The sequence below is a fragment of the Paenibacillus sp. FSL E2-0151 genome (genome assembly GCF_037993015.1).
Lineage (GTDB): Bacteria > Bacillota > Bacilli > Paenibacillales > Paenibacillaceae > Paenibacillus > Paenibacillus amylolyticus.
This window is the reverse complement of sequence record NZ_CP150308.1, coordinates 3,664,158-3,680,928: the sequence shown is the minus strand read 5'-3', so window position 1 is coordinate 3,680,928 and position 16,771 is coordinate 3,664,158. Positions and strand designations below refer to the sequence as shown.

The 16,771-nt window shown below is 43.9% G+C and carries 11 protein-coding genes; 3 read left to right on the top strand and 8 right to left on the bottom strand.

Going from position 1 to position 16,771, the window contains the following annotated elements:
* Positions 1–249 precede the first annotated feature (249 nt).
* The 3 genes from MHI55_RS16615 to MHI55_RS16605 form a co-directional block, all read right to left on the bottom strand.
* On the bottom strand, positions 250–1,656 hold the full coding sequence (locus tag MHI55_RS16615) for a response regulator (protein WP_076253172.1): 1,407 nt from the start codon (positions 1,654–1,656) through the stop codon (positions 250–252).
* Positions 1,653–3,365: a histidine kinase gene (locus MHI55_RS16610; RefSeq protein ID WP_076253171.1), complete on the bottom strand. Its 1,713-nt coding sequence runs from the start codon at positions 3,363–3,365 to the stop codon at positions 1,653–1,655. The genes MHI55_RS16615 and MHI55_RS16610 overlap by 4 nt, the downstream gene beginning before the upstream one ends.
* 274 nt (positions 3,366–3,639) lie before the next feature.
* Positions 3,640–10,026 (bottom strand): GDSL-type esterase/lipase family protein, encoded by a 6,387-nt coding sequence (locus tag MHI55_RS16605; RefSeq protein WP_076253170.1) that lies wholly within the window; start codon positions 10,024–10,026, stop codon positions 3,640–3,642.
* Between the two features lie 208 nt (positions 10,027–10,234).
* Here MHI55_RS16605 and MHI55_RS16600 point away from each other — a divergent pair, with 208 nt between their 5' ends.
* On the top strand, positions 10,235–11,107 hold the full coding sequence (locus MHI55_RS16600; RefSeq protein WP_340386369.1) for an AraC family transcriptional regulator: 873 nt from the start codon (positions 10,235–10,237) through the stop codon (positions 11,105–11,107).
* Positions 11,108–11,238: 131 nt separating this feature from the next.
* On the opposite strand, the gene MHI55_RS16595 is transcribed toward MHI55_RS16600, so the two are convergent.
* The gene (locus tag MHI55_RS16595) at positions 11,239–11,976 is read right to left on the bottom strand and encodes an SDR family NAD(P)-dependent oxidoreductase (RefSeq protein ID WP_076210575.1); all 738 of its coding nucleotides are present in this window, start codon (positions 11,974–11,976) and stop codon (positions 11,239–11,241) included.
* Between the two features lie 176 nt (positions 11,977–12,152).
* On the opposite strand from MHI55_RS16595, the gene MHI55_RS16590 reads away from it, so the two are divergent.
* Positions 12,153–12,767 carry a TetR/AcrR family transcriptional regulator gene (locus MHI55_RS16590; RefSeq protein WP_076253168.1) on the top strand — a complete coding sequence of 205 codons (615 nt, stop codon included), beginning with the start codon at positions 12,153–12,155 and terminating at the stop codon, positions 12,765–12,767.
* A gap of 196 nt (positions 12,768–12,963) precedes the next feature.
* On the opposite strand, the gene MHI55_RS16585 is transcribed toward MHI55_RS16590, so the two are convergent.
* The 3 genes from MHI55_RS16585 to MHI55_RS16575 form a co-directional block, all read right to left on the bottom strand.
* On the bottom strand, positions 12,964–13,338 hold the full coding sequence (locus tag MHI55_RS16585; protein ID WP_076253167.1) for a DUF2750 domain-containing protein: 375 nt from the start codon (positions 13,336–13,338) through the stop codon (positions 12,964–12,966).
* Between the two features lie 376 nt (positions 13,339–13,714).
* Positions 13,715–14,449: a hypothetical protein gene (locus tag MHI55_RS16580; protein WP_076253166.1), complete on the bottom strand. Its 735-nt coding sequence runs from the start codon at positions 14,447–14,449 to the stop codon at positions 13,715–13,717.
* A gap of 41 nt (positions 14,450–14,490) precedes the next feature.
* Positions 14,491–14,793, bottom strand: coding sequence for an immunity 53 family protein (locus MHI55_RS16575; RefSeq protein ID WP_340386366.1), 303 nt, complete (start codon positions 14,791–14,793; stop codon positions 14,491–14,493).
* Positions 14,794–14,951: 158 nt separating this feature from the next.
* Between MHI55_RS16575 and MHI55_RS16570 the strand changes: the two genes are divergently transcribed.
* A complete protein-coding gene (locus MHI55_RS16570) occupies positions 14,952–15,308 on the top strand; it encodes a DUF3221 domain-containing protein (protein WP_076253164.1) in 357 nt (118 codons plus the stop codon).
* A 164-nt stretch (positions 15,309–15,472) separates the two neighbouring features.
* Here the strand turns inward: MHI55_RS16570 and MHI55_RS16565 are convergent, their stop codons facing one another.
* The gene (locus MHI55_RS16565) at positions 15,473–16,747 is read right to left on the bottom strand and encodes a choline esterase (RefSeq protein ID WP_340386362.1); all 1,275 of its coding nucleotides are present in this window, start codon (positions 16,745–16,747) and stop codon (positions 15,473–15,475) included.
* Positions 16,748–16,771: the final 24 nt, after the last annotated feature.

Here is a 16,771-nt window from a genome sequence, read left to right as displayed (position 1 = left end):
AGTTCGATTCCCCTTTATTCTGATGTTCAATATATTTGTTTGCGCTTTCATTATAAAATGAAGTGAAGGCCAATCGAGATAGGGATTACACGTCCGTTTGGATAGAGAAATGGTTACAGTTTTCAGTCCGTATGATGAAGTATGGTTAACTTGTGATCATTTACCCTACCTACTGACTAACATTTGTCTATCTACCCCTCTTCTCGATCAAAACAAAAGCCGGCAGCTCCTAAAACAGGAAGCTGTCGGCTATTTATTTCCTCTACCTAGCTGCCGATATTCGCTTGGCAGAAGACCTGTCAGTTCGCGGAAAATCCGGCTGAAATATTTTTCATCCGTATAACCCACTCGCTCCGCAATCCAGAAAATCGTATTATTCGTATTGAGCAAGTACTCTTTGGATTTCTCTACCCGGATGAAGCGGGAGTACTCATTAAAGGTTTTCCCCATCAGATCTTTGAAACATTGACTGAAGTAACTTCGGCTGATATTGAGTTGTTGGGAGAGACCTGAAGCTGTATAGGCCTGTTCCAAATCCTGCTGCACGATCATCACTGCTTTTTTCACGGCATCGATGATTTCCTGTGAGTACGAAGTCTGTTCATCAGCCTTGCGAATGCTTGCAGCAGTCTGTTTGATCCATTCTTCAACCTCGTACCAAGACTCGAAAGAATGGATCATCGCGATTCTTCCAAGCGTAGTTTGGGCAAAAAGGTGGTTCCATTCCATCACGATTGAGTACAGCAATCCCATCAACTGACCTTTATGTAATCGTAAGGATATAAACTGATCAATGAGTTGATTGTAGTAACTGTCATGGTGGGTCCATGGGGTTTGGAACCAACTTTGTTTAATCCGGTCAAGGTCCTCATCCTGCGGTTCTTTTGAAAATGTATCTTCTTCATTCATGGAAATGGTAATGACTTGGTTATTGGGATTGTACGCATAGAATAAAGTCGTCTCTGTATAATTCCTAATCCAGTTTTTGATTTGCGACCATGTTCGCTCTTGTACATCAGACAAAACTAACAACGTACACTGGGGAACGTGATGCAGGCCTTCCTTCAATTGATGAAATAGTTGATCCTCTTCGGACGGGGGTGCAGCCCACATGCAGCTATTACGCTCAACCTCCCATCTAATCTCATCTTCATGCGCAGTTAGCTCCATTGGCCACTTCTGCTCTGATTTACGATCCTGTGAAACAAGTGCATACACATTTCGATAATGGACATTGATTTCATCCAGCGATGGCATCTTTCTTATCGTGCTTGTCAACCCGTTAATTCGGGTATGAATCCGTTGCAGAACATGTTCGAATTGCTCTTTCTCCAGCTGCACTTTGGCTATATAATCGATGGCTCCGAGTCTTAGCGCTTCCTGGATATAATCGAAATCCTGATGCAGTGTTAACACAACAATATGAAGTTCTGGATAGAGCTGCCTCGCAGCTCGCATCAGTTCAATCCCTGACATGACGGGCATCGCAAGATCCGTTAGCATCAGATCGACTGGTTGGGTTTTTAGGAAATCCAGCGCTTTCGCCCCGTTGCTGGCCTCTCCTACAACCTCCATGTTGAACTCGTTCCATGGCATCGCAGAGCTAATGCCTTTGCGTACCAGCTTATCATCATCTACAATCAATACCTTAATCATGCCGAGATATCTTCTCCTTTAATAGGCAATACGAGCAGTATGCTTGTCCCTGTTCCCAATTCACTCTCGATCACCAGTTGTGCTTGGTCCCCGTACTGTGCCTTTAACATGCGGTGAACATAATTGAGACCGATGCCCATCCCTACTTTTTGTTGTTCAGCTTCACGATTGTTCAGCAGATTATGAATGGTTTCCTCAGTCATACCTGCACCATTATCTTGTATCATAATGTTCAACGTTGAAGTGCATGTCACTTCAATCTGAATAAAACCTTCGTCACTTAATCCATGATATAACGAATTTTCAACCAGCGGTTGCAGAATAAAGCGGGGCACAGGAATTTGAAGTACTTGTTCATCTGCAGTAATGCGGACGTCAAATTCAAAGTCATAGCGAATTTGCTGCAAAATTAGATACTGTCTTAGGGCATCGATCTCCTCTTCCATAGTGGATACTTGCCCTAATTTGCCTAGATTGTAATAGAGCAGCTTGTTCAACGATTGTACCAGCTTGTCGATCTCCCCTTGTCCGTTCATGACGGCCAACCAGTGTACCGTATCGAGCGTATTCATTAGAAAGTGCGGGTTGATCTGATAGAGTAGCTTTTCCACTTCCAGGTCTGCACGAATCTTCTCTTTCTGCTGAACTTCCTTGAAGAGGTCACCAATCTGATGCTGCATATTCGAAAATTCACCCAACAGAAAATCAAATTCGGGAATCTGAGTGCGAGCTCGGCTCCCTTTTGTTTGTGGATTCTTGGACATTCCATTGATCTCCGAATGAAACAGACCGAGTGGTTTGTAGACCATCTTCCACAGAAGCCAAGCGAGAAACACGGTAAAGCCGAGGAAAAATAAAGCGACCAGCAAAATTTGAAGCAACCACTGGTTTTTCTCCTGTTGATATTGAGACTGCGAAATGACCGATACGACACTCCATTTCTGTGAGGAATCCTCCTTGAACCAGTGATACCCGCGGGATATCCCGTCTTTGGCAGGATCTACTGTTAAGCTGGAGAAATTCTCCCCTACCTTCATGGCTTCCGGTATTTCACTGTACACAATGTTTCCCTCACCATCCAGGATGAGATGAGATAATGCGCCGTTGTATTGATTGTAGCCCAAGATATCTTGAGTGAGGCGAAAGCCTGATTCTACGTAAATGAACACGTCGTTCCTCTCGGATAGTTGCACTTTGCGCATAGCAGACAGAACGAGTTGATCATCAAATCGGTTCATACTCATATGGGGGCCATAGTACTTAATGCCATAGGTTTGGAAGAGCACAGGCAGAGACTCAGGAGAGAAACGATCCTTAATCGGAAAGTTGCCGAACTGAGTAGTACCTTCTTTTTGAAAGTAATATAGGGTCAATCCGATATTAGGATTGGTGAAGGTCACAACACTTAACTCGTTTTTTAATTCGTCCCTGGCCTCAATCAGTTCGAAGATATCGGAGGACGGATTCAAGAATTCATCCATTCTTTTGCCTAAAGTACCCCTGTAAGATAATTGTTGCGTCACATGATTCAGATTGGTGATGGAATTCTCCAATGAGGATGTCACCTGCTGTAAATTGCTACGGATACCATCATCGATCTTATTTGCGAAAATGGAGTCGATCGTATAATAAGAAATCGCAAATATACTGATAAAGGGGATAAACGCACTGAGAAAGAACAGTAAAAATATTCTTTTTTTAAGTGTCATGGGAACCTATTCTCCTTCTGAAAATGAAACAGCAAGCCTCCTGCGTATGGAAGCTTGCTCTGAATATACATTCAAGCGGACAGGCTGTCTGTATCCTGTCCAAGTCCAATTTCCTTTCATCATTATAGATTGATATTCAAATAAGTCAAACGCTTTCATACTGTGCATATATAAAAAGTGCTACTCCTCAAAATGATGAGGAATAGCACTTTTGTATGCGTACCTTACTTCAGTTGTATCACTTCTTGTTAATGGAATGCTCGAACATTTCAGTCTACTCTCGTACCGTCACATTTAATTTGTGTGATCTGGTTTCCCCTGAAGAATTACGAAGTACAGCTTCATACTCGTAGATTCCAGGTACCCTTCCAGAGATTGAGGTAACCGCAGACTGTGCACCAGGAGAATGAGATTGCAGCATTTGTGTGTCAATCGATACACCATTTTCGTAAAGTTCGTATTCGGTTGCGTTTGTTCCCCACCACAGATTCATTGTGACATTATAGTTGCCGTCACCGTCCCAGTTGTCGTTCGACAGAACAGCTTGCCCCGGGGAAGCATCCGTGACGATGACTGTCAGTGGAACACTCATGGTTGAACCCAGTGCATTGATCAATTCTCCAGTATAGATATAGGTGCCATTTTTCTTTCCAGTAATATCAACTTGAACAGATTGGGCGGACGGGGATTGATCGACCAGAGAAATTTCTTTAATCAATTCACCGTTCTCATACAGTTTGAACTGATTGCCGTTATTACCCCACCATAGATTCATCGTGATCGTGTAGTCGCCGTCTTTGAGCCCCGTGTCGTAACCATTATTATCAGATAACACCGGAGTGCCTGGGGCACCGTTTGCAAGTGGCGTTGTCTGATGGAGCCATTCCTCCCACTTAATCAGCACACTTGCCTGCTCATCCGTAAATACGGTTCCTCTAGCTGCTTGAACGTCATTACCGTAGGATACAAGCAATTGACGCGCTTTTGCTCCTTCACGATTGTTTGCTGCCTGTTTGGCCTGCTCCAACGTGTTTGTGAGCTGATCAGCAAGAACACCAGCATTAGGATCAGTCGATTCATCTGCAAAGACGTTGGTCAGATTGATCAGGCTGTCGAATGTAGCAATAACGCCAAAACGATATTCTACCGTCTGTTCCCAGCCAGCCAAATCGGAGACCGTTGCCGTAACCTGGTTCAGGCCGGGTTCCAGTGTATACGCAGGAGTGTCGAGAAGCACACCCTCCGGTTCTTCCACACCGGATACCGAATCGGAGGCTGTATAGCCAATTTCCACATGCTGATCAATGGTGTATTCGGTTTGACCATGAATTTCAATGGTTGGAGGTACGAGATCAATGGATATGGACAAAGACTGTTCACTCTCTTTGTTACCGTCAACATCGACGCTCCAGTAGGTGATGGTATGTGTACCTTCTTCAGTTAGGGTCAACTGTGTGCCACTCACCGTTTCGCCACCATTGATTTGATAATAGGTCCCTTCGATATCGGAATCTTCATCGCTTGCTGTGAAGGTTACTTGGACTGGAGAAGTATACCAGTCGTTCTGCGATTCTCCTTCCACAGTTGCCGTAGTATGCGGAGCCTTCTGTTCCGGAGATTCCCCTTCCAGCGTGACAAAATCAGATAGCGGAGTATTCAATTCCTTCACAAGACGTGCCACGAGTTCAGAAACCTTGATTGCACCGTTCATTTGCAAATGTGTATTGTCTTCCGTTGTGCCTACCCACATGAATATCGATTTGGTTCCTTCAGTGCCAAGCTCCTGGAAATGCTCCCAACTGGCTTGGTTCAGATCGATGATAAGCGTTTCCGTTTCCTGCGCCGTTTCTTTCATCGCCTGTACGTATTCCGGGAAGCTTTTGTTCAGCACTTCTCCGGTAAAATCACGACGATTCACTGGCGTGACCAGAACTGGAATTGCCCCTCTCTGCAGAGCACCGTTAATGTATTCTTTCAGATATACCTTAAATTGCTCTGGTGTCAGATAACGCTCTGGACGTGAAGGTGTGGAATCGTTATGAGACCACTGCATGAACAGATAATCGCCTTCTTGAATGTCGAGTAAAATATCGTTAAGATATCCACCGACCAGGAAGGTTTTGCTGCTCAAACCTCCAACTGCCCGGTTATCAATACTGACTTCATTTGGATCAAAATATCCACCCAATGTTTCTCCCCAGCCTGCTTGCGGACGATAGTTTTCCGCGTAATTGGCCACAGTCGAATCGCTGGCCAGATAAATAACCGGTTTATCGCTTGCACTGTGATCTGGCAGGCGCTCCAGCTTCATCGCATTGATCTTCGGTGCATTTCCGGTAAAGTTGAAGTTAAACACCCCATCGATCAGGGCAATGTCATACGTGATTTCTTTGAATTCGCCCTTGGCAATGCTTGTCAGCGGCAGCTTTGTCATCTGCTCTACAACGACATTTGCGCTGGTTGATTCCTCTGCATCTCCGATGGTCATCGTTACCCGGTAATTCGCCGGCTCCATTTCCACCAGGAAAGAGGTACCATTTACTCGTGTGAAATCTTCCTTAAGCAAATCTCCGGTTTCCCGGTTCTCATCTTTGGTCAGTGCAGTATCAGCAAAGCCGTACCCGTTGCCTTCGATGTATGCTCTTTTGGCATCTACTTTAATGTATCCGTCGGCTGCGCCACCAGAACCAAAGTCAAATTTGTATTCGTTTATCTCTTCGCTCGCTTCACTTGTCAAAGAATCCTTCGCAACAGTTAACATGTTAAACGTATGGTCAACTTGAGCTTGGGTAGCTTCCGTATTGAAAATGGCTTCCGCAGCTACCAAAGCCCGGTTCACCACGGCCTTCGACGCATCTGTATAATCTGACAGATCTAGTGCTTTGATCTCATCATACAGAGCGATCAATGCAGTCTGATCGCCACCCTCTGAAGAGAGCTGAGTGCCTTCAATTCGCACGTTGTCGATCTGGGTAGTCCAGTTCAACGTGCCTCCACCGCCTTTTCTCGTGCCCAGGAACCGCATGGATCTGACGTTGTCCGCATATGCGGCGGAACTCAGTGGGATATCTTGAATCGTTTGTGTAAGTGTCGGATTCGCTAGGTTCGTTAATGTCAGATCAAGTGTTTTCTCGGCAAAATTAACGGTAGCATCCACATTGACCCACTGGTTCTTGGAAATATCTGTAGCCGTTCCCCCTTCAGGTATGGCTGTATCACCCGCGCCGTAGTCCGGATTATATGCACCGACATAATAATGAATTTTGGTGCTTCCGGTTTTGGTAAACAGCGTGAAAAGGGCATTTTCGTTAGAATCCTGTATTGTGAGGTGACCTTCTGATGGATATGCACTCACATTACCGGATTGCCAGTCAAAGTTCACGTTCACCTGATCGCCGTTCACGGCATCAAACAGACGGAATACCTTGGCCCGATTGCCCGATCCGGAACCCGCGACGGATAGTACCTTATTTCCGGACTGTTCAACTACCGTTCCCGCCATGGTTCCTGCGATACCCGTAGCATTGACCATCGCATACTGGTAGTTGGCAGCGTCGCCTTCAAAATCCTCCTCATAGAGCTGGGTTTCTGGCTCTGGTTCTGGCTCGGTAATATCTGGGTCAATGACCAGTGATGAGATACTCAGCTCCATGTCTTTGACTGCACCAGCAACGAGTCCGGCAATTTTCTGTGCACCATAGCTGCTGAAATGGGTATTATCGTTGATTCCATTCGGGTATTTCGGATATTCACCCGGATTAGCGTATAGGAATACTTTTTCCGTAGCTGTATTACCAATTTTGTCGTAGTACGCAATACTTAACTTGCTCAGATCAATCAGCGGCACGTCAAGCTCTTCTGCCACTTCTTTGGCAGCCTGCACGTATGCTGGGAAGCTGACGTTGAACTCCTGAGTCACCGTGTTGAAATCTCTGCGTCCAACCGGAGTGAGCAATACGGGTGTAGCGCCGCGCTGTTTGGCACCGTTTACATAACGAGTTAAGTAGATCTTATAATCCTCAGGGGATGCATACCGGTCCGGTATCCCTGCACTAGCGTCGTTATGACCAAAGGAAATGAAGAAAAAGTCCCCCGGCTTAATTCGTTGCAGGATTGTATCCAAACGACCGTCTACCATAAAGGATTTACTGCTTCGGCCACCGATCGCATCGTTCACGACGACTGCCCCATTGGAGAAATAACGTCCGAACTGCTGGCCCCATCCTTCTTGAGGAGCCTGCGCTTCACTATAAGATTGCATGGTTGAATCACCAGCCATATAGATCGTTGTTGCCGCACCAGCCGCTTTCTCTGGATATTTCTCGATGATGACGTCTTGGATGTCTATGGCTGTACCCGTGAATATAAGATCGAGCTGTCCATCCACCACAGCAATATCATAGGAATACTCCAGTGGTGCTCCTGCTGTCACATTGGTTACGGCGAGCTTCTGGACGAATTCGGATTTGACTCCAACGTTCGAGTCATTTGCATCATTGCCCAATCGCAGCGTCACCTTATAGTTTGTATTGGGCAGATCAACGGCAAATGTCGTGCCTGCCGCGACCGAAACCTGGTTTGCCCCTACCGTAACACCACTTGTATCCTTGAAGCCGTATCCCGGATCTTGTGCGTAGAGCGTATCCTGTATGTTCGTACTTCCTGACGCAGTCTCTGTACCGAAATTAAAGCGGTAGACCGGCTCCGGCATTTCAGCTTCGCGAGTCAGCGCCAGATCGGCTTTAGGGAATGCTGTAGCTTCCGCTCCAAGATAAAAGCCGGTATGAGGCGGCTGGTTGTAGGCTACATTTTGCCAGGCTACGCCAAGTCGATACACAGGGTCCTGCATCAGCGTAGGGATGCGATAGTCTGAAGGAATGGTCGTTGTGTAGAGACGATACTCCGAACTATCTTCGCTCCGCAGCAGAAGCTCCTCACGCCAGTCGCCCAGAATGTCCGCCTGAAGTGCCGGATTGCCTTTGGTATGGTTGTTCGTTAACGTACCGGTTGCCCGGAAGATTTCATTCAGCTTTTTGTTTTGGTAATCCCACTTATAGATGAGCGGAATTCCTTTGGCTGTGCTATTATCCCACTCATGGTCCAATAGCTCCCGCTGAAGATCTCCATCCCACCAGATGGCGAAATTGGCGGTTTTGGGCCCTTCGTCCACAGTGTAGATAGCCTCTCCGGCAGCTGAATAAGTATTGGTTACTGGGACACTTTGCCCGTTGGTAACGGTCGTGGCCCATGATTCGTAACCCGGATAGTTCGGATCAATGTCCGCCGACATCCCGCGACCGGTGTCAAAACCTGTTTTCTCACCCCAAAGGATTTCACCTGTTGCCGCATCGCGCATCTCCAGTCCGTATGCCGCATCCGAATGCTCATGCACACTTACGACCTGATAGCCCTCCCGGTTCGGATTGAGCTGGCCGGCATGCATAGCATCACCGTGTCCGAGTCCGGTGCTGTACAGCAAGCTGCCGTCATCGTCAATGGCCAAGGCGCCAAACATAATTTCGTCCTTGCCGTCCTTGTCGACATCCAGCACACTTAGATTATGGTTGCCTTGTGATTGATATTGTGATCCTGCTTCGTTTGTGTCGAACGTCCAGCGTTTGACGAGTTCCCCGCCAACATAATCATAAGCAACAAGCACTGTGCGGGTATAATAACCCCGGCTCATCACGACACTTGGCTTCGTACCGTCCAGATAAGCAATCGCGCCAAGGAACCGATCTACACGGTTGCCATAGCCGTCACCCCAATCGTTGACGTTGCCTCTTGGCGGATCATAATTCACAGTGGATACAGCCGCGCCAGTCTCACCGTTAAACAGTGTGAGATATTCTGGACCTGACAATATGTATCCGCCGTCGTTGCGATAATCCTTCGTGCCATCACCAATGACTGTGCCTTGGCCATCCTTTGTGCCGTCCGCCGTCTTGACAACAACCTCAGCCCTTCCGTTGCCATCGAGGTCATACACCATTAACTGCGTATAATGCGCTCCGGCGCGGATGTTGACTCCCAGGTCAATTCTCCACAGCTTTGTGCCGTCCAGTTTGATAGCATCGATATAGACATTGCCGGTATAACCGGCCTGCGAATTGTCCTTGGAATTGCTCGGACTCCACAGGAAAACAATTTCATATTCGCCATCCCCATCCAAGTCAGCTACGGAAGCATCTCCTGCATAATAGGAGTAAGTTCCACCATCCTTAGTCCGGCCATCGGCCGGTTTATCGAGCGGGATAGGGAGATAATCGTTATGCCAGACTGATACAACCTCCGGCTGCATCTGCTCTTTGCCTTCAATAACGGTGGAGATCTGATATTGCGAGCTGTCGAAACCAGTGGTGTCCACATAGTTCGTCACATCGCTTATGGGTGATGCGTTCACTTTGGTTCCATTTTTATATATATTGAAAGCGATATCATCTGGGTCGTTGTTTAAATACCTCCAGCTTAAAAAAACGCCGTTGTCTACAAGAACCGCAACCAAACTCCGGTTCAGGTATTCTGCTTGGCGACCCGGCAGGCCGTTTGATGATGACTCTGCACGCATCGGTGCCGGAGGAACAGCCAGTGAAATAACCATAAGGAGTGCTAAAAAAGATACAAACATCGATTTCTGGATGGAAACAGTTCTTCGGATCATTCGATTAACTCCTCCTTATCTAAAAATTCATTTTTAGAATCATCAGTTCGATCCTGCCCAGCTTGTTGTCATATGAACACAATTTACAGCCACCTCCTTTTTATGTTACCGCTTACATTTATCTTACAGGTCTAAAAAAAGACAGACAATCTAAAAAATGTGACGTATTATATAAGATAATTGACTTTTTTAGGAAGGAGATGAAACGATGGTTCATACGGTTTCTTATGCTTTTCGTAATGACGATACATCAATCATGACACTGGACTCTATTGGATGGCAGATCGTTTCTAGCGAGGAATATTGTTGTCCAAGTGATGATAGACCGGACCCGGGGCACGTCGTTTTTCAATACACGCTTAATGGCCAGGGTTATCTGGATATTGACAATCAAACGCTCCCTTTACCGAAGGGGCATGCCCTACTTGTCAAAATCGCAGGAGAACATTGCTATTACTATAAACAAGAGAACAACGAACCATGGGAATTTATATGGATCAACATTCGCGGGGATGAAGCTAACCGAATTTGGGATATGATGCATGATAATGAGGGACATGTCATTCGACGAAACGCGGACTCTCCCTTGATTCAAGAGTTATGGCAAATTATCCATTTGATTCATCAAGAGAAAGTTACGGACAAGTATCGCTTGTCCATGCAAGTCTATCGGTGGTTGCTTATCCTGGTACAGACGAGTCGGGATGCGGAGAAGGATATCGGTGCCCTTTCCATAACAACAATTGAGAAATGTAAAAAGTTCATTCGAGAGAATTATGCATCTCCATTGACGTTGGATCTTCTAGCCAGCCATTGCGATATCAATAAACACTATTTGTGCAGGTTATTTCAGAAATCCGAGAAAACATCACCGTTAGCCTATCTCAAAGACAGACGCATTGAGGTTGCAATCCGGCTACTCCGCACAACGGAACTTCCGATTTCTCAAATTGGCCAACATTGCGGCTTTGAGAGTCCCAGCTACTTCGGCAAAGTTTTTCGTCAATATATGTCCATGTCTCCCAAAGAATATCGTTTGAATAAGTTAGAGTTTCCTTATGAGGCCATCTATTATGAGTAGCTAAACTCGCTGTTTGCTAGATGTCCTTGGCTCGGGAACTGCTCTTATACCAATACAATAAAAAAAGCCGCTAGAATAGCGACTTTTAATGGAACTATATTCTTTCTTGTGTGCTTCGACAATTGCTGCAATTATTGAGCGGTGTATCCTCCGTCTATGATCAAGCTGTTTCCTGTCATATATGAAGAATCGTCACTAGCTAGGAACAGAACGGCTTTGGCCATCTCTTCTGCTTGACCCAGACGTTTCATCGGTGTTGCCGCAGAAAGTGCTTGCTTGCTCTCTTCCGGGATAATCGGTGTATCGATAAAGCCTGGGCAAAGGGAGTTCACCCGAATATTCTGCTCAGCATACTCGAGCGCGAGTGAACGAGTCAGATTCACAACGCCGCCTTTAGCTGCATTGTAGGCTGCTGAACCAGGCGAACCAACCCATCCGTACATGGACGCCGTGTTAACGATTGTGCCTCCGCCAATTTTCAGCATTTCGCGGATCGATTCACGAGCGACCAAGAATACGCCGTCCAGATCAACATTGACCGTATTGCGCCATTCGGCATAATCAAGCTCATGCGTCGGATGAACACGTCCAATTCCCGCATTGTTGAATACGATATCGACTTGACCAAATGCTTCTACGGTTTGTTTGAAAATCTCAGAAACCTCTTCTTCACTTGTTATGTTTGCTTTAATAAAAAGAGCCTCTGCTTTAAGCGCTTTCAGTTCCTGCTCAAACGCCTTGCCTTTTTCTTCATTCAGATCCACCAAGACCACTTTAGCTCCTTCGGAAACGAATAAGCGAGCTGTCGCTGCACCAATCCCGGATGCTCCTCCTGTGATGACTGCAACTTTATCTTGAAGTTTGCCCATGAATAAATCCCCCAGTATAATATTTTGAATAGCGCCTATATAAATAGTGCTATATGATGTTTACAAAACTAATTCTATGCTTAAAATTGTAACAATCCAATCATTAAGATGTGACCAAGTGTCTACCTCGTAGACACTTTATAAAACTATGTCTATATTTATAGGAGTTTTCTTGAATGAATAATGAACTTATTGTGACATCTCAACATCGTAATCGAACCAAGGAGCACCTAAAAACTGCTCTGATTCAGCTCATTAAGAAAAAAGGATTCCATGGTGTTTCTGTCAAAGACATCGTTGATCAGGCGGGTTATAATCGCAGCACGTTTTATTTACACTACCAGGATAAATATATTCTCGCCGAAGAGTTGTTGAGTATGACACTCGAAGGATTGAGGGGCGCAGTAGGTAAACCCTATTGGCACGGTCAAAAGGTTTCAACAAACAAGCTGGATGCCGAATCTTTTCAAATCGTGGATTATATCTACGAACACCGTGACTTCTTCGAACTGATTCAATACGATGATACGTTACCTGGTTTACATACAGGCTTTCCACAAACCATACTCAAAATCTATCAGGAGCAATTTGTCTTTGAGACGATCAACAACTCGCCAGTTAACATGGACTATTTCAAATACTATACCGCCTACGGTTTTTTTGGGCTGTTGAACAATTGGATATTAAGCGGATATCGTGAGTCACGCGAGGCATTTATCAAAAACGTGATTGAACTCACCAAAACGCATATTCACTCTTTTCATTATGTCGGTAACACGTTTGAATCATGATCTCGAGTAAGTTGATTAAATTAGATGCATACATAAAAAGTCGCTATATTAGCGACTTCTAATGGGACTATATGTTACCTTATATGCATCACAGCAATCCTTATTGAATAGCCAATTTCACAAATCACAATTATTTATTGTCCAATCGGAGATGACACAATGGTATTGTCCGTAGCTTAAATTTGTCCAAATGAGATTAATATCTTTCGAGTTCTGCCTTCAAATCTTCAATTAGTATCTCGACATCTAGTACAGCAGAATCAACTTTATTAAAGAATATTGATGGTTTGTAACCCTCTGTCTTTAAGTTTGGCAGAAATTCGTCTATGAATTCGTACAAATCAATACGTTCACTTGAATAAATCTCCCAATCATCGGTTGCACAGTACTCCGCGAATTCTTTTTTAGGCCAAAATGGAAGTGATTTGTTGCCTTTCTCATCTTCAGTAACTGACCATCCATTCTCATAAAGACCCCACACTTCCTCTGTATCTACTACTTTTTTGATGAAGTATTCATAACGAATATTTGCAGGGCGATTGATAACAGATTCCAATTCTTTTTGATTCATATTTCCTCCTAATCATGTTTTATCATTTTCATTTGATATCGTATCTGTATTACATCTTATAGTTTTTGAATATTTTAAACACTGTTTTCGTAACCTCTTCTTACCTTGTAACCACGTTTATGCTGCATTGGTATCCCCTGAGGACTCTTACATTTTTGTGTTTCTTGCTCATATTATATTTAGATCACTTTTGATTTCACCTCGCAATGAAGTTGAAACCTTATCATCATTTGCTACTCTGTAAGTCTAACTTGTTTTCCTGACCATCCCATTTTCTTTGCGGCAGACGACGTTCCCTTTTTGATTGCTTTTACTGCAGATTTTGTTATAGTCTTCTTAATAGAGGATTCGACAATGTTTTCTAGAGGCAAAATAATTAATGTTCTAGGGTTGCAGAAAATTTTTCAGTACCTCTTTTATTAATTAAAGCAACTTCAAAATCAGATATCCATGTAAGTTCACCTAGATGTTCAGCATAGGCAAATTCATCTGGTTGTTCTGATATGACCTTCTCTAAATGTACTTGCGTACCATCATCACGTTGTAAAATAGATAGGAATATATCCATGCTATCTACATTATGATGACAAATGACTCTAGCATTGTACTTTTTATTAGGGCTCTTCACGTCTTTTTTCCAAGTCCATTCATTTACATAATCTAACTCCTCTATTTGCAAAGCTATCTCCTTAAACGGATCAATATCCCAATTTTTACTTAGAGCAAGTTTCTCTATGCCTTCCATTAGCAGGCGAAGCGTAGCCTTTTTTTTCTCCAACTCATTTTTTCCACTAAAGTCATTCAAACTAAATTGGATCGGTACCGAACACACACCAGAAACGTTAACAATACGTTCATCCGTAATGTTTTCTACACACTCTATTAGGACTTTCCAACAATCTTTCGTTTTGTATTTCCCCAACAGACGTTCATACATCGCTGTAATACAGCGAGTTTCCAAACTAAAAGAGCGTCTTTTCCATTTCCAATTCAACGCATAATCTAATTTCGTAGCTTCGTTGTACTCACATTTTTGTTTTTTCATTATAGATTCAATATTTTCATCATCTACAATATACGGTAAATCCAAATTGAATCCTTTTAGATACATCTGGTTCTCTCCTTAGATTACTCCCGATGGTAAGTGCATTATTAACTTCTATCCAAACTTGAAGCCCAATTTTTGAAGCAATTAAGCATCTCTTCTAAATTTTTTGCTCCCCCTGCACTGTGAAACACTCCATCTCTCACGATACAGTAGAACCAATCTTCTTCAGTTCTCTCTTCTTCAATCGAATCAAATGGCGCATCTTCTAAATAGGTATCCGTCAAATCGATTTCGACAGACCAACCAGGATTATCCACCGTATCAATTCGCACACCGTATGAATGCTCCCAATCTCCGTCACAGTTTTCATAATACCAGCTTTGAATCCATTTTAGGATATCCATCATCGTGACCTCTTTTTAGTTTTTTCTACTCTAGGAACTATTTATTTAAAGGGGTCCTCATGCCATGTTTCATACTTTTTTCGTATGAATTACCTTTTAGTAATAATTTGCTTTTTTTATATAGGGTATACTTAAAAGCAAGGGGAATCAAGGAGGTTATTATGAAAAAAATAATATTGTTTATATTCATTAGTATGATTATACTTGCGGGCTGTTCTAACAAGGATGAGAAAGAGAATTATCCAGTTTTCGATGGCACTGTAGTATTTAAAACAGATGAAAATGACAAGTACAAATTTCTTGTACTACAAAATATAAGTAAGGAAGACCTGGAGAATGGAAATCTTGAGGATTTTATAGAACTAGCACAAGACCAGGAAGCTTCGTATTATTTGGTCGATAGAGAAACATATGAAACATTTGAAGTAGGGCAAAGAGTAAGAATCACTGCTGGCTTTGACCAACTAGAACCCTCGCCACCCATTAGAACGGTTGTGAGTATTGAACAAATAGGCTAAGAATTCTTCGATTGTTCAAAACGATAAAAAGACCTTAACGTTTCCACGAACGTATGGTCTTTTTACCATTTTGGTTTCAAGAGTTCGGAGTTAAATCTCGTGCGGTTAAATCCGTCCGCCCTCTTCTCTCGTTACCCCTTCTGAAAACTCCAGGCAAATCAATACTAAGGCTTTTGAGGTTTCTTAATCATCTCTACGCCGTCAAAGGTAAGGCTGTCAATATCCGTATCCTTTTTCAACATATATTTATCAAAGAACGCCTTTGTATAAGAAGTGATGATGTTGCGCTGTTCCATCGCGTCTCGGGTTCCTCTGGATTTTTTATCCGTAGTTGTAAACAAGGAATCGGAGAAGTCACCATGGACTACATTATCAATAATGGCAAAGTAGGTGTCCTTACTGTTGGATTCAAGGAGAAATGCATTCGTGTTATAGGCTAGCACGGTGCTAAGCTGCATGAAAGGTTTCTTAAAATCGCTATCCAAGGCACCTAACATATTACCGTCAAGGTTTACAGCGCCGACAAATCGGTCATCGTCACGGCTAACAATTGCCGCTGTCGTTCCTCCAAAAGAATGTCCGAACACACCCATACCGAGATCAAGCTGTAATCTGCCTTTAAATATGGATTCCATGTCACCTGTATTCATTTTGTACAAGTTATCTGCAACATATCGAATATCCTCGCTCTGTAAAACGGCATATTTTGCAAACTTGACTGCTTCAGGCGCCGAAGTTAATTTGCGAGCAATTTCAATAGCTTCTTCTTCCTCAAGCTTCTCAGTCACAATTTCAGGTGGTGTTAGGGTGGCCGCTTCCATTCCGTATTTCGTTACTTCGTCCATAAATTTCTCTGACAACCCAACCGTTCGTCCATCTTTAAGTTTGTACACACCACTTTCGGCATGGCCAATGGATACCACAATATAGCCAGCACTTGCCAGGTCTTGAGCGAACAAAGTGCCTTGCTGTGGGTAAGCGCCTGCGCCATGAACAAAGAATAAAACCGGATATTGTTTTTCCTTTTCAGACAAGGCCAGATCGTCGTAAGACCACGTCTTGAAATTGGAATCAAAAAGCTGCTCACCACCCGCTGTGCCCCCTAATCTAACCAAAAGCTTATCCCTCAGTGAATGAAACTCCGGAAATGCATATTCTGCCGTCGGCTTGCCCTCATTACTGTCGGACGGATAGAAAAATAATGCCGTCAGTTCTCTTTCTGAATGGTCTGATGCTGTGTACTTGAAGTCCATCTGTGTACGCCCGACCGTATAACTTCCCATCGGTTTCGGAAACTCATTCTGTGCGGAAGCAACGCTATTTTCAGGTTTCGGAATTTCCTCCTGTGTGGAAGTCCCGCTACTAGTGCTACTGCAGGCGGATAGCATGGTCAGTGAGATAACAGTTGCCAGAATCGTTGTCAGTCTTTTTTTCATCATTTTTCCTCCAATTTGTATTCATGC